The sequence below is a fragment of the Hyphomicrobium sp. MC1 genome, assembly GCF_000253295.1.
Lineage (GTDB): Bacteria > Pseudomonadota > Alphaproteobacteria > Rhizobiales > Hyphomicrobiaceae > Hyphomicrobium_B.
In genome coordinates, this window is record NC_015717.1 from 530,157 (window position 1) to 543,452 (window position 13,296).

14 protein-coding genes are annotated in these 13,296 nt (G+C 60.3%); 13 read left to right on the plus strand and 1 reads right to left on the minus strand.

Annotated elements, in window-relative coordinates:
- Positions 1 to 274: 274 nt before the first annotated feature.
- The 13 genes from rpsA to HYPMC_RS02500 all read left to right on the plus strand — a co-directional run bounded on the left by rpsA (position 275) and on the right by HYPMC_RS02500 (position 12,841).
- Complete coding sequence (gene rpsA / locus HYPMC_RS02440) at positions 275 to 1,996, plus strand: 30S ribosomal protein S1 (RefSeq protein WP_013946183.1); 1,722 nt, start codon at positions 275 to 277, stop codon at positions 1,994 to 1,996.
- Positions 1,997 to 2,197: 201 nt separating this feature from the next.
- Positions 2,198 to 3,163: a signal peptide peptidase SppA gene (sppA, locus tag HYPMC_RS02445; protein ID WP_013946185.1), complete on the plus strand. Its 966-nt coding sequence runs from the start codon at positions 2,198 to 2,200 to the stop codon at positions 3,161 to 3,163.
- Between the two features lie 32 nt (positions 3,164 to 3,195).
- Positions 3,196 to 3,486 carry an integration host factor subunit beta gene (ihfB, locus tag HYPMC_RS02450; RefSeq protein ID WP_013946186.1) on the plus strand — a complete coding sequence of 97 codons (291 nt, stop codon included), beginning with the start codon at positions 3,196 to 3,198 and terminating at the stop codon, positions 3,484 to 3,486.
- A 44-nt stretch (positions 3,487 to 3,530) separates the two neighbouring features.
- Complete coding sequence (locus HYPMC_RS02455; RefSeq protein ID WP_013946187.1) at positions 3,531 to 3,881, plus strand: lipopolysaccharide assembly protein LapA domain-containing protein; 351 nt, start codon at positions 3,531 to 3,533, stop codon at positions 3,879 to 3,881.
- A gap of 177 nt (positions 3,882 to 4,058) precedes the next feature.
- Positions 4,059 to 4,709 carry a phosphoribosylanthranilate isomerase gene (locus tag HYPMC_RS02460; protein ID WP_013946188.1) on the plus strand — a complete coding sequence of 217 codons (651 nt, stop codon included), beginning with the start codon at positions 4,059 to 4,061 and terminating at the stop codon, positions 4,707 to 4,709.
- 59 nt (positions 4,710 to 4,768) lie between these two features.
- Positions 4,769 to 6,010, plus strand: a complete 1,242-nt coding sequence (gene trpB, locus HYPMC_RS02465; protein ID WP_013946189.1) for a tryptophan synthase subunit beta — start codon at positions 4,769 to 4,771, stop codon at positions 6,008 to 6,010.
- A gap of 2 nt (positions 6,011 to 6,012) precedes the next feature.
- Entirely contained in the window at positions 6,013 to 6,843 is an 831-nt protein-coding gene (trpA, locus tag HYPMC_RS02470) for a tryptophan synthase subunit alpha (protein ID WP_013946190.1), read from the plus strand.
- Between the two features lie 179 nt (positions 6,844 to 7,022).
- Positions 7,023 to 8,102 (plus strand): acetyl-CoA carboxylase, carboxyltransferase subunit beta, encoded by a 1,080-nt coding sequence (gene accD / locus HYPMC_RS02475; RefSeq protein WP_013946191.1) that lies wholly within the window; start codon positions 7,023 to 7,025, stop codon positions 8,100 to 8,102.
- A 34-nt stretch (positions 8,103 to 8,136) separates the two neighbouring features.
- Positions 8,137 to 9,486 (plus strand): folylpolyglutamate synthase/dihydrofolate synthase family protein, encoded by a 1,350-nt coding sequence (locus HYPMC_RS02480; RefSeq protein WP_024275323.1) that lies wholly within the window; start codon positions 8,137 to 8,139, stop codon positions 9,484 to 9,486.
- A gap of 242 nt (positions 9,487 to 9,728) precedes the next feature.
- A complete protein-coding gene (gene adh / locus HYPMC_RS02485) occupies positions 9,729 to 11,249 on the plus strand; it encodes an aldehyde dehydrogenase (RefSeq protein WP_013946193.1) in 1,521 nt (506 codons plus the stop codon).
- Between the two features lie 111 nt (positions 11,250 to 11,360).
- On the plus strand, positions 11,361 to 11,735 hold the full coding sequence (locus tag HYPMC_RS02490) for a DUF779 domain-containing protein (RefSeq protein ID WP_013946194.1): 375 nt from the start codon (positions 11,361 to 11,363) through the stop codon (positions 11,733 to 11,735).
- A 26-nt stretch (positions 11,736 to 11,761) separates the two neighbouring features.
- The gene (locus tag HYPMC_RS02495; RefSeq protein ID WP_013946195.1) at positions 11,762 to 12,190 is read left to right on the plus strand and encodes a DUF779 domain-containing protein; all 429 of its coding nucleotides are present in this window, start codon (positions 11,762 to 11,764) and stop codon (positions 12,188 to 12,190) included.
- Between the two features lie 51 nt (positions 12,191 to 12,241).
- The gene (locus HYPMC_RS02500) at positions 12,242 to 12,841 is read left to right on the plus strand and encodes a cysteine hydrolase family protein (RefSeq protein WP_013946196.1); all 600 of its coding nucleotides are present in this window, start codon (positions 12,242 to 12,244) and stop codon (positions 12,839 to 12,841) included.
- A gap of 70 nt (positions 12,842 to 12,911) precedes the next feature.
- Here HYPMC_RS02500 and trxA read toward each other — a convergent pair whose 3' ends face one another.
- On the minus strand, positions 12,912 to 13,244 hold the full coding sequence (gene trxA, locus HYPMC_RS02505; protein WP_013946197.1) for a thioredoxin: 333 nt from the start codon (positions 13,242 to 13,244) through the stop codon (positions 12,912 to 12,914).
- Between the last annotated feature and the right edge of the window lie 52 nt (positions 13,245 to 13,296).

The following is a 13,296-nucleotide window of genomic DNA, read 5'->3' on the forward strand; positions in this document are numbered from 1 at the left end:
CCCTTGCGTTTGCGGGGCCGGTTCGTTATATCCACCCTCATTCGACGTCGCCGTCGGATGGTCATGAGGAAGATCAGCCGGTTGGGCGCCCTATAGGGGCCCCGAATTCTGACCGGTAGGGCTGCGGCCCATCACGGTGACATCATTCCAGAGATATCAGCGCCAATAAACCGGGCATCGCGTTCGCGCGGCTCGGATCAATGGCGTTTTCAACCATTCAACGCAACACGCCCGGCCACAGCGCCGAGCTTACGCCATCAATCTAGGAGACCTAATGTCCGCCGAACTCGCTACCAAAGAACTTAACCCCTCGCGCGAGGATTTTGCCGCCCTCCTCGCTGAAAGCCTTGCCAAGGACGACCTGTTCGAAGGTTCCGTCGTTAAGGGCAAGATCGTCGGCATCGAAAAAGACATGGCGATCATCGACGTCGGCCTGAAGATGGAAGGCCGCGTTGCGCTTAAGGAATTCGGCGTCGGTGGAAAGCCCGGCGACCTCAAAGTCGGCGACACCGTTGAAGTCTACCTGGAGCGCGTCGAGAATGCGCTCGGTGAAGCGGTGCTGTCGCGCGACAAGGCTCGCCGCGAAGAAAGCTGGACGCGCCTTGAACGCCTCTATGAAAAGGGCGAAAAGGTCACGGGCGTCATCTTCAATAAGGTCAAGGGCGGTTTCACCGTCGATCTCGACGGCGCCGTCGCGTTCCTTCCGGGCAGCCAAGTCGATATTCGTCCGGTTCGCGATATCGGACCTCTGATGCATCAGCAGCAGCCCTTCCAGATCCTGAAGATGGATCGCCGTCGCGGCAACATCGTCGTTTCGCGTCGTTCGGTTCTCGAAGAGAGCCGTGCAGAGCAGCGCACCGAGATCGTCGCGCGTCTGGCCGAAGGCCAGATCATCGACGGCCTCGTCAAGAACATCACCGACTACGGCGCCTTCATCGACTTGGGGGGCATCGACGGCCTGCTGCACGTCACCGATATGGCATGGCGCCGCGTCAATCATCCGTCCGAGATCCTCAACGTCGGCGATACGGTGAAGGTGCAGATCATCCGCATCAATCCGGAAACGCAGCGTATTTCGCTCGGCATGAAGCAGCTGCAGTCGGATCCGTGGTCTTCGATCGAGAGCAAGTATCCGATCGGCGCCAAGGTGAAGGGCACCGTCACGAACATCGCTGATTACGGCGCGTTCGTTGAGCTGGAGCCGGGCGTTGAAGGCCTGATCCACGTCTCGGAAATGAGCTGGACGAAGAAGAACACGCACCCGGGCAAGATCGTTTCGACGAGCCAGCAGGTCGAAGTGCAGGTTCTCGAAGTCGATCCGCAGAAGCGCCGTATCTCGCTTGGCTTGAAGCAGACGCAGGAAAATCCGTGGGATTCGTTCCTGACGCAGCACCCGAAGGGTTCTGTCGTCGAAGGCCCGATCCGCAACATCACGGAATTCGGTCTGTTCATCGGCCTCGACAACGGCATCGACGGCATGGTCCACCTGTCCGACCTCGACTGGCAGAAGCCGGGCGACGAAGTCATCAAGGACTACAAGAAGGGCGACAACGTCAAAGCCGTCGTTCTCGACGTCGATGGCTCGAAGGAGCGCATCTCTCTCGGTATCAAGCAGCTCGCCGGCGATCCGGCCGACGCGATGGCGAAGTACAAGAAGGGCGATGCCGTGACCGGTACGGTCACGTCGGTCAGCGATGCCGGCATTGAGGTTCGCATTGCGGACAGCGAGCTGACGTCGTTCATCAAGCGCGGCGATCTTTCGCGTGACCGCTCTGAGCAGCGTCCTGAGCGCTTCAACGTCGGCGACAAGGTCGATGCGGCGGTTCTATCCGTCGACAAGGCTGCACGCCGCATCGCGGTTTCGATCAAGGCTCTCGAGTTGGCTGAAGAGAAGCAGGCGGTTGCTCAGTACGGCTCGTCCGACTCGGGCGCTTCGCTGGGCGACATCTTCAAGGCCGCGATCAAGAAGCGCGAAGGCGCCGAAGAGAACGAATAAGGCCAAGGCCGGCAACGGTCTTGAAAGGAATATTAATAGGCGCGCGGCAAACCCTTGCCGCGCGCTTAACTTTTGTACGAGACGCCGCAGCGTGCCCCGTTGCCCGCGAGGCAAACCTTGCCTACGTTCGCGCGCAGAATGCATCCCGTGCTGGTGGCCCCCCGGTTCTCCCAGCTCGAATGCCGAGGGAGAGGCTACCCTATGCTTGAAACGGAAACTGTTCTCGACCGCCGCCGGCTTCGCCGTTCGGTCTCGATTTGGCGCGGTCTGGGACTTGCCGCGATCGCCGTAGCGCTTGGCGCTTTGGCGCTGGGGGGCAACAAACTCGCTACGTTGGCGGGCGAGAAACAGATTGCGCGGGTGACCATTACCGGCACGATCACCGAAGATCGCGATCAGCTTCAAATGCTGAAGGACATCGCCGACAACGACAGCGTTTCCGGCGTGCTGATCTTCATCAACAGCCCCGGCGGCACGACAACGGGTGGTGAGGCGCTTTACGAGGCGATCAGGGCGCTCGCCAAGAAGAAGCCGGTTGTGGCCGAATTCGGCACCATGGCGGCCTCGGCCGCCTATATCGCCGGCATTGCCACCGACCATATCGTGGCGCGTGGCAACTCGATCACCGGCTCTGTCGGCGTCATCGTGCAGTGGCCGGAATTCGTACAGCTGCTCGATAAGATCGGGGTTAAAGTCAATGAAGTGAAAAGCGGTCCGCTGAAGGCGTCGCCGTCGCCGTTCGAGCCATTGGATGATGGTAGCAAGAAGGTCATCCAGGACATGATCGCGGATGGCTTCAAGTGGTTCGTGGGCTTGGTCGAGACCCGCCGCGGCGTGAAGGCGGCCGATATTCCGGGCCTACTCGATGGTCGAATCTTCTCCGGCCGGGAGGCCCTGCAGGCCAAGCTCGTCGACCAGATCGGCGGCGAGGATGAGGCCGTGAAGTGGCTGAAGGACGTGAAAAACGTTCCCCAGAACGCCAAGGTTACCGACTGGAAGCCTGAAAAATCAGGGAGTTACGGGATTCTGGGCATGTCCGCGGGCATCGCCGGGTGGCTGTTCGGGCCATCGGCGGCCGATGCAACAAATTTTTTGCTTCGTGATCGGACGATTTCAACACTCGGGCTTGACGGTCTTCTCTCAGTTTGGCACCCTTCTGAAAAATAACGATAAATGGCCGTCGAGCTGGGGAGCGAAACGTGATCAAATCGGAGCTGGTGCAGAGGATCGCAACTGCCAATCCTCACCTTTATCATCGTGACGTCGAGCGCATCGTGAATGTCATTTTCGATGAGATCGTTGACGCTTTGTCGCGAGGAGATCGCGTCGAGCTTCGTGGTTTCGGCGCATTCACCGTGAAACATCGGGCGTCTCGGCAGGGAAGAAATCCGCGGACTGGGTCAACAGTCGCAGTTGCCGAGAAGTTCGTCCCGTTCTTTAAGACCGGCAAAGAGCTTCGGGATCGGCTCAATAAGCTCAACGGTCACTGAGCGAAAAGTTCAGTCGCCGATCGAAAGCCGAAATGAGGTCCGTCATGTTCAGGCGCATTCTGTCGCTTCTTATCGGCTTTCCGCTCGGCATCATTCTGGTGGCGATTGCGGTTTCCAATCGTCAACCGGTCGATCTGATCCTTGATCCGTTCCGGCCGGAAACACCTGCGCTTTCGATTGAACTGCCTTTCTATATTTATCTGCTGGCGGCGCTTGTCTTGGGTGTCGTTCTCGGCGGTATCGCCACGTGGATGGGGCAGAGCCGATGGCGTCAGACCGCCCGCTCTCAAGGCCGCCGTGCGGCGCGATGGCAGGCTGAAGCCGACCGTCTCACGCGCGAGCGTGAAACCGAGGCGCCTGCTGCAAGCGGTCAGTTGGCTATCTCCGGCCGCTGATTTTTCGCGCTGCTTTCGAGCGTCCTCGACGTTTTATCACGCAACGGCTGCGACTTACGGATTGCACCAGAGTGCATATCCGATCGGACCGGTCGAAGGTGCGGACTTTCATTGCATTGAAGCGCTGGCAAAAGCAGCGTCTCATGAGTAACCCGACGGCCTAACTCGCGAAACTTTATGAGCATTAGCGCAAAAATTTGCGGGATCTCGACTTCTGAAGCATTGGACGCGGCCATTGCCGGCGGCGCCGATTACGTCGGATTTGTTTTTTTCGAAAAAAGCCCGCGTCATCTCGAAATCAGCCGGGCCAAGGAGCTTGCGGCGTTGGCGCGCGGACGCGTGAAAAGCGTCGTGCTGACGGTCAACGCCACCGACGAAGCACTGCGCGAGATCGTCGATGAAGTTTCGCCCGACGCGCTGCAGCTTCATGGCAGCGAAACACCGGAACGGGTTGCTGAAATCAAAAAGCTGTTCGGACGTCCGGTGATCAAGGCTATCTCCGTCGCGACGGCTGAGGATGCACGGAAGGCAGGCGCTTATGTGGGCATCGCTGACCTTATCCTTTTCGATGCGAAGGCCGTTCCCGGTGCGGACTTGCCGGGCGGCAACGGGCGTACGTTCGATTGGGCGGCGCTTGATGGCATGTCGGACAATCTGCCGTTCATGTTGTCGGGTGGTCTGAGCCCTGACAACGTCGCGGCGGCGATCGCCCGGACACACCCCGTTGCGGTCGATGTTTCGTCGGGCGTCGAGATAGCGCCCGGCGTCAAAGACCCCGAGCGAATCCGCCGCTTTCTTCAGGCAGCGAAGACCGCTAAGCACACCTAGACATTCTCTCTCCCAATGCGGGAGCAAGGCGACACAGCGAGGCCTTTACGGCGACCGACATGGCAACCACATCGACGAAGGCGGCGGAAGCCGCGCTCAACAGTTTCGCAACAGGACCGGACGAGAGGGGCTTTTTCGGCATCTTCGGCGGCCGCTTCGTCGCCGAAACGCTGATGCCGCTGATCCTTGATCTCGAACGCGCCTACGAGGCGGCGAAGGTGGATGCGGAATTTCAGCGCGAGCTGAACAATCTCAGCTTGACGTATGCGGGGCGCCCGAGCCCGCTCTATTACGCGGAGCGCATGACAGCGGAGCTTGGCGGCGCCAAGATCTATTTCAAGCGTGAAGAGCTCAATCACACCGGCTCGCACAAGATCAACAATTGCCTTGGCCAGATCCTGCTGGCGCGGCGCATGGGCAAGACGCGCATCATCGCGGAAACCGGTGCAGGTCAGCACGGCGTTGCGACGGCGACGGTCTGTGCGAAGTACGGCATGCCGTGCGAGATCTACATGGGTGCAACCGACGTCGAGCGGCAGGCGCCGAACGTTGCGCGCATGGCTCTCCTCGGCGCCAAGATCAATCCCGTCACCTCTGGTGCAGGCACGCTGAAAGATGCGATGAACGAAGCGCTGCGCGACTGGGTAACGAACGTTCGCGACACATATTATCTCATCGGTACGGCGGCAGGTCCGCATCCCTATCCGGCGATGGTGCGCGATTTCCAAGCGATCATCGGCCGGGAAGTGCGCGAGCAGATGATGGAGGCGGAAGGCCGTCTTCCGGATACGCTGGTCGCGTGCATCGGTGGTGGCTCGAATGCCATCGGACTGTTTCATCCGTTCCTCGATGATAAGGACGTCGCGATCTATGGCGTCGAAGCGGGCGGTCACGGGGTCGATGTCGAGAACGGCCATGCGGCGTCGATGACGGGTGGCTCGCCGGGCGTTCTGCACGGCAATCGCACGTATCTCTTGCAGGATAGCGACGGACAGATCCTCGAAGGGCATTCGATTTCGGCGGGCCTCGATTATCCAGGCGTCGGGCCGGAACATTCGTGGCTGAAGGATATCGGCCGCGTGACCTACGTTCCGGCGACCGACACGGAGGCGCTTGATGCGCTGACGTTCTGCACGCGGCTTGAGGGCATCATTCCGGCTCTCGAGTCGAGCCACGCGCTGGCGCATGTGAAGAAGCTCGCGCCGACGTTGCCGAAGGACCACCTTCTCGTCGTCAATATTTCTGGCCGCGGCGACAAGGATCTGGCCACAGTCGCGAAGCATCTAGGCATGAAGATCTGACGATGACCAAGCACGAGACACGCATCGACGCGCGCTTTGCGGCGCTGAAGAAACAGAAGCGCAAGGCGTTGATCACGTTTGTGACGGCGGGCGATCCCGACCTCGAAACGAGCGCGGCGATTTTGGACGATCTGGTCAAAGCAGGGGCCGACATCATCGAGCTCGGCATGCCGTTTTCCGATCCGATGGCGGACGGTCCGGCGATCCAGGCGTCCTCGCAGCGGGCTCTCAAGGCCGGCCAAAACATGATCAAGACGCTCGAAATGGTGCGGGCATTTCGCACCAAGGATGATGCGACGCCAATCGTACTGATGGGCTACTACAACCCGATCTACGTCTACGGCAACGAGCGCTTCATCAAGGATGCGAAGGCGGCGGGCGTCGATGGTCTGATCGTCGTCGATGTGCCACCCGAGGCCGACGACGAGCTGTGTCTGCCGGCGCTTAAGGCCGGGCTGAACTTCATCCGGCTCGCAACGCCAACAACGGACGCGAAACGTCTTCCAGCGGTACTGCAGAACACGTCAGGTTTTGTTTACTACGTGTCGATCACCGGCATCACCGGGGCCGCCGCGCCCGTAGTGAACGATGTTCACAATGAGGTGAAGCGGATCAAAAGCGCGACACCGCTGCCGGTTGTGGTGGGCTTTGGCGTCCGGACCGGCGAGCAGGCGCGGGCAATTGCCCGGGGAGCAGACGGCGTCGTGGTCGGCTCGGCTATTGTGTCGGCCATCGAAAAGTCTTTAGGATCAAAGGGTGAGCCAAGCGGGACGACCTGCGAGAGCGTTTCTCGACTGGTCCGTGAATTAAGCTCGGCACTAAGCGCCGACTAGCGCTTTTCCTTGATTAGCTCTATTGGATACGGCCTTCTGCACCCCATGTCCGGTCCATGTCCGAGCGCCGGTTCGCCATGGAGCGCCAAAGATGGGCGGACTGAGAGAGGGGTGCCATTGTGCCCGCACGCTGATGCGGTAAGCACACCTTATAGCGGCTTTTGAGGAGCCAACGGGACGTGAATTGGATCAATAACGTCGTTCGCCCGAAAATCAGCGGGCTTTTGTCGACGGCGAAGCGTGAGGTACCGGACAATCTCTGGGTGAAGTGCCCGGAGTCGGGCCAGATGGTTTTTTACAAAGACCTCGAGGCGAACCAGTTCGTTGTACCCGGCTCGAACTATCATATGCGCATGGGTTCGCAGCAGCGGCTGCAACATCTGTTCGATGCTGGCGAGTATCGGACGGTCGCCGTTCCGACCGTGCAGCAGGACCCGCTGAAGTTTCGCGACGGCCGCAAATACACGGATCGTCTGAAAGACGCCAAGGCCGAGACCAAGCTCGAAGACGCTGTTCTCGTCGGTGAAGGCCAGCTCGAAGGCATGCCGATCGTCGCCGCGGCTCAGGATTTCCGCTTCATGGCGGGCTCGCTCGGCATGGCTGCGGGCGAAGCGATTATCGCGGGCATGCTGCGCGCCTTGGAACTCAAGACGCCGTTCATTCTGTTTGCGGCCTCGGGCGGCGCGCGCATGCAGGAAGGCATCCTGTCGCTCATGCAGATGCCGCGCACGACGATTGCGGTGCAGAAGCTGCGCGATGCGCACCTTCCCTATATCGTTGTTCTCACCGATCCGACGACCGGCGGCGTTACGGCATCATACGCCATGCTGGGCGACGTCCATATTGCAGAACCCGGAGCGCTCATTTGCTTTGCCGGTCCGCGCGTCATTCAGCAGACGATCCGCGAGCAGTTGCCGGACGGCTTCCAGCGCGCGGAATACCTGCTGTCGCATGGCATGATCGACATGGTCGTGCATCGTCATCAGATGCGCGAGACTTTGGCGCGCGTCTGCCGGCTGCTCATGGGCGGGGCCACGGTTAAGGCTTCGAAGAGCACAGGCAAGGTCAACGGCAAGCCATACGTCAACGGTTCATCTGTCGACAGCAACGTCATCGAGACGGCGGCTCGTGAGTCCGGCGTGGTCGAGCCTGAGGCCGTGCCGAACAGCCAGCGGTTCGAACCGGCCAAGGCGGACAAGCCGAAGCGTGACGAGACTGCAGCTTCGGCGGCACAGAAAGATGCGCCGCGGAGCGCCTAACGAACCCTTCAAAAAAAATGCGGGGCGCACGGATATGACCTCGTCGACGAAACGGCGGACCAGCGACGCGATTCTGGCCGACATGATGCTCCTGCATCCGAAGCTGATCGACCTGTCGCTCGGCCGGGTGGAGCGTCTACTTGCGAAGCTCGGTCATCCGGAAAAGAAGCTGCCGCCCGTCGTCCATGTCGCCGGGACCAATGGCAAGGGTTCGGTGACGGCATATCTTCGCGCGTTCGCCGAGGCGGCGGGGAAGCGCGTCCACATCTACACGTCACCGCATCTCGTGCACTTTCACGAACGCATCGCGCTCGCCGGCGAAGGCGGGAAGGCGCAAGCGATCGACGAGGATGCGCTCGTCGATGTGTTGACGCGCGTGCATGCGGTGAATGACGGCGACGACATCACCCAATTCGAGATTACAACGGCGGCAGCCTTCCTGGCGTTTTCGGAGCGCCCCGCCGATGTGCTGCTGCTTGAGGTCGGCCTTGGCGGCAGGCTCGATGCAACGAACGTGATCGCCAGGCCCGCGCTGACGGTCATCACGCCGATTTCAATGGATCATGCCGAGAAGCTCGGCCCGACCCTCGGCAAGATCGCGTTCGAGAAAGCCGGCATTTTGAAATCCGGTGTTCCCGGCATCATTTCGCAACAGACGGATGATGTGCTGACTGTGCTTGAAGGTCGAGCCCGGACGATCGGTGCGCCGCTGACCGTTTGGGGCCGGGACTACGACGCTTACGAACAGGCCGGGCGCTTGGTCGTGCAGCGAGAAGATAGGCTACTCGATCTGCCGCTTCCGGCGCTGATCGGCCGGCATCAGATCGTCAATGCTGGAACGGCTGTAGCGGCGGCGCTCGTTCTTGGCGAGACGGTTCCGGAGCTTGCTGTCGACGAACGCGCCATCGAGGAGGGGCTGCGGACGGTCGAATGGCCGGCGCGCATGCAGCAGCTCACATCAGGTCCGCTGCCGGCCATCCTCGGTGAGGAAGCCGAGCTGTGGCTCGACGGCGGTCATAACCCGGCCGCGGGCGATATGCTCGCCGATACGCTTGCAACGCTCGATGAGAAATCTCCCAAGCCCGTCTATCTGATCGTCGGGATGATGGGTGGCAAGGACTCACTCGGTTTTCTGGCGCCGTTCCGCGGGCTCGTTCGTGCGATCTACACCGTACCGATCCCCGGTGCGCATGAGGCGCCGCACAGCGAAGAGGATCTTGCGGAGGTCGCCAGAAACGCCGGTATGCAGTCGCTTGATCGCAAAAACGTGATCGACGCGCTGCAGACGATTGCGGGGCTGCCTGAAGGTCCGAAGCGAGTTTTAATCTGCGGTTCGCTTTATTTGGCGGGCCATGTGCTTTCCCTTCAGCAAGGCCTCGAATAAGCTGCAACGGCGGTGTTTGCCGGCTTGCGCCAAGTCAAGGCGGGGCATCCGACGTCCGGCGTTTTTTCGGTTCAGCGGTCCGCGAAATGCGCTAGGTTAGAGCGACTATATCGGTCTGCAGCTCCTACTGCAGGCCTGTTGCGGCACCCCAAGAACGGAGCCATAGAAACCAAGCTTCCAGCACGACCAACACCAAAGCAAATAAGATCGCCGAACAGGCGTCATTCCGGAGGAGATGAAGCATGCAGCACGTAGCTATGGATAAGCTCAAAGGCCGGCAAATCATCAAGCCGCGCTATGACAATTTCATTGGTGGAAAGTGGGTTGCGCCGGTGCGCGGCCAATACTTTTCCAACGTGACGCCGATTACCGGCCAGCAGGTTTGCGAGATCGCGCGTTCAACGGCGGAAGATATTGAACTGGCGCTCGACGCTGCGCACAAGGCGCGCGAATCCTGGGGCAATGCCTCGCCTGCCGAGCGCGCCCGCGTACTGGCGAAAATCGCCAATCGGATGGAAGAAAATCTCGACGTCCTGGCGCTTGTCGAGACCATCGACAACGGCAAGCCGATCCGCGAGACGACGCACGCCGACCTGCCGCTCGCGATCGATCACTTCCGCTATTTTGCGGGCTGTATCCGCGCGCAGGAAGGTTCGATTGCCGAGATCGACCACGATACCGTCGCCTATCATTTCCATGAGCCGCTCGGCGTCGTCGGGCAGATCATTCCATGGAACTTCCCGCTTCTGATGGCAGTCTGGAAGCTGGCACCTGCGCTTGCCGCCGGTAACTGCGTCGTGCTGAAGCCCGCCGAGCAGACGCCGATGTCGATCATGGTTCTGATGGACATCATCGGCGATATCCTGCCGGAAGGCGTCGTCAACGTCGTCAACGGTTTCGGTGTCGAAGCGGGTAAGCCGCTGGCGCAGAACAAGCGCATCGCCAAGATTGCCTTCACGGGCGAGACGACGACGGGTCGCCTCATCATGCAGTACGCGTCGGAAAACATCATTCCGTGCACGCTGGAGCTGGGTGGCAAGTCGCCGAACATCTTCTTCGCCGACGTGATGGATGCGGACGACGAGTACTTCGACAAGTGCCTCGAAGGCTTCACGATGTTCGCGCTGAATCAGGGCGAAGTTTGCACCTGTCCGAGCCGTGCGCTGATCCAGCGCTCGATCTATGAGAAGTTCATGGAGCGGGCTCTTGAGCGTGTCGTGAAGGTGAAGCAAGGTCATCCGATGGACGCTTCGACGATGATCGGTGCGCAAGCGTCCAACGATCAGCTCGAAAAGATCCTGAGCTACATCGAGATCGGCAAGGGCGAAGGCGCTCGCGTCCTGACGGGCGGCCGTCGTGCCAACCTCGGCGGTGAACTCGCGGGCGGCTACTATGTCGAGCCGACCGTGCTCGAAGGCCACAACAAGATGCGCGTCTTCCAGGAGGAAATCTTCGGACCGGTCGTTTCCGTTACGACCTTCGAAGACGATGCGGAAGCGCTGGCGATCGCCAACGACACGCTCTATGGCCTCGGCTCGGGCGTGTGGACCCGCAACGGTACGCGCGCGTATCGCATGGGCCGCGGTATCCAGGCTGGCCGCGTCTGGACGAACTGCTATCACGCCTATCCGGCGCACGCTGCGTTCGGTGGCTACAAGCAGTCGGGCATCGGCCGCGAGACGCACAAGATGATGCTCGATCATTATCAGCAGACGAAGAACATGCTCGTCAGCTATAGCCCGAAGGCGCTCGGCTTCTTCTGAGCCTTCGCGCTTTAAGAGTTCCGCGGGGCGCGTTCCGGCAACGGATGCGCCCCGTTTGCGTTTGCCTCTTATCGATATGTTTCGCCCCGACCAAAGAGACGGGATGCTCGGATGACGTCGGTCAAGATTTCAGCAACGCCAGAAGCTCGGGCTGCGCTTGCGCAGGCCCGTGACGATCACGGGCCGCTCATGCTTCATACAAGCGGTGGTCGTGTGGGAGGGCGGCAGTATCCGATTTGTCTACCGGCTCAGGCGTTGCGGATCGGGGCGCGCGATCATCTTCTTGGCGAAGTCGACGGTGTGCCGGTCTACGAAATGGAGGATCGCGACGGAGGTGTCGCCTGTCGTGCGCGTGCCTATGTTCTGGATATCGCGCCTGGACCAGCTATCGGCTTTTCGCTGCCTGCGGGGGCTGGGCAGCGTTTTACATTGATGCCCGTTGCGGGAGAGACTTGCTCTCAGGAGAGCGTTGATAAGAAGAATTAGAATTGCGAGCCCTCGCGGAGGAAAAAATGACAACCGAAACGGCGGAAAAATTTGAATCTCAAGTGTCGCGGGTTTCCTGCACGCAGGCGGCGCTCGATCTCATCAACAAACTCATCGGCATTCACGGCCCCTTGTTGTTTCATCAGTCCGGCGGATGTTGCGATGGCAGTGCGCCGATGTGCTATCCGCGCGGCGAATTCAAAGTCGGCGCGCAAGACGTCTACATGGGCGAGATCGGCGGCCAGCCGTTTTATATGGGCCGCTCCCAGTTCGAATATTGGCAGCACACGCATCTGATCATCGACGTTGTGCCGGGGCGTGGATCGGGCTTTTCTGTCGAGAGTCCGGAAGGCGTTCGCTTCCTGACGCGGTCACGCATTTATACGGATGCCGAGAACGACGAGCTGGATGCGCTCGGTCCTCCGCCGACTGGTGCAGAGCATCCGCCGATGTAAGCTTTTTTCCATTCGATGCGATAAACGCGACTTAGAGCAGGATTCCTGAAGATGCCGGTTTCACGCACGCTGCGCGATATCACGGGTATGGGCTACACGCCCGCGAGTGTCGCGCATTCGGCGCTCATCTTGATCGACTGTCAGAACACGTACCGGGAAGGCGTGATGCAGCTCGAAGGTGTCGAGCCGGCGCTTATCGAATGCCAGTCCCTTTTGAGCCGCTATCGCAACGCGGGGCGGCCTGTCATTCACATCCAGCACGATGCCGGTCCTGGCACGCCCTACGATGTGCGCGACAGCATCGGCGCGATCGCCGACATCGTTGCCCCGCGTGATGGCGAGCCGGTCGTCGTGAAGAACTATCCAAGCTCTTTCGAGAAGACCAATCTCGATGATCTGCTCAAAGGCTATGGTGTCGAGGAGGTCGCGCTTGTCGGCTTCATGACGCACGTCTGCGTGAATTCGACCGCGCGCGCTGCGTTCAATCACGGCTATCGCGCGACGGTGATCGGACACGCAACGGCGACGCGGTCGCTTCCCAATCCGTCCGGCGGTGCGGTTTCGGCCAAGGATCTGCACGAGGCAAGCCTGGCGGCTCTCAACGATATTTTCGCTGTTGTCGTGCCGACGATCGATAAAATTGCCGACTGAAGCGCTCTGTTTCGCGCAAACAAAAAGCCCCGCGCGAAGCGGGGCTTTCGTTATCCGAGTGCGGCAGGGCTTAAACCGAAGCTGCGACGCTGGAGTTGATCCAGTCTTCGAGCTTCTTCTTCTGCACGATGGCGCCGGTGTGCTGAGCCGCAACCTTGCCGCCCTTGAAGATCAGCAGCGTCGGCATAGCACGAATGCCGTAATGGCCGGTCACCTGCGGGTTCTCATCGACGTCGACTTTGACGACCTTGACCTTGCCGGCCATTTCCTTGGCGACCTGGTCGAGGGCGGGTGCCATTGCCTTACAGGGGCCGCACCACTGGGCATGGAAGTCAACAACGACAGGTTCGCTGGACTTCAGGACTTCAGCTTCGAAGCTTGCATCGGTCACTGCGTTAGACATTGATTCTTCTCCATTTCCGGGCCGGTTTCTGTCGTCCGGGCCCGTTTGCCGC

Bases quoted from the DNA above. Each gene is read 5' to 3' on its own strand.
- rpsA (WP_013946183.1), top strand. From the start codon at position 275: ATGTCCGCCGAACTCGCTACCAAAGAACTTAACCCCTCGCGCGAGGAT.
- sppA (WP_013946185.1), top strand. From the start codon at position 2,198: ATGCTTGAAACGGAAACTGTTCTCGACCGCCGCCGGCTTCGCCGTTCG.
- HYPMC_RS02455 (WP_013946187.1), top strand. From the start codon at position 3,531: ATGTTCAGGCGCATTCTGTCGCTTCTTATCGGCTTTCCGCTCGGCATC.
- HYPMC_RS02460 (WP_013946188.1), top strand. From the start codon at position 4,059: ATGAGCATTAGCGCAAAAATTTGCGGGATCTCGACTTCTGAAGCATTG.
- trpB (WP_013946189.1), top strand. From the start codon at position 4,769: ATGGCAACCACATCGACGAAGGCGGCGGAAGCCGCGCTCAACAGTTTC.
- trpA (WP_013946190.1), top strand. From the start codon at position 6,013: ATGACCAAGCACGAGACACGCATCGACGCGCGCTTTGCGGCGCTGAAG.
- HYPMC_RS02480 (WP_024275323.1), top strand. From the start codon at position 8,137: ATGACCTCGTCGACGAAACGGCGGACCAGCGACGCGATTCTGGCCGAC.
- adh (WP_013946193.1), top strand. From the start codon at position 9,729: ATGCAGCACGTAGCTATGGATAAGCTCAAAGGCCGGCAAATCATCAAG.
- HYPMC_RS02490 (WP_013946194.1), top strand. From the start codon at position 11,361: ATGACGTCGGTCAAGATTTCAGCAACGCCAGAAGCTCGGGCTGCGCTT.
- HYPMC_RS02495 (WP_013946195.1), top strand. From the start codon at position 11,762: ATGACAACCGAAACGGCGGAAAAATTTGAATCTCAAGTGTCGCGGGTT.
- HYPMC_RS02500 (WP_013946196.1), top strand. From the start codon at position 12,242: ATGCCGGTTTCACGCACGCTGCGCGATATCACGGGTATGGGCTACACG.
- trxA (WP_013946197.1), bottom strand. From the start codon at position 13,244: ATGTCTAACGCAGTGACCGATGCAAGCTTCGAAGCTGAAGTCCTGAAG.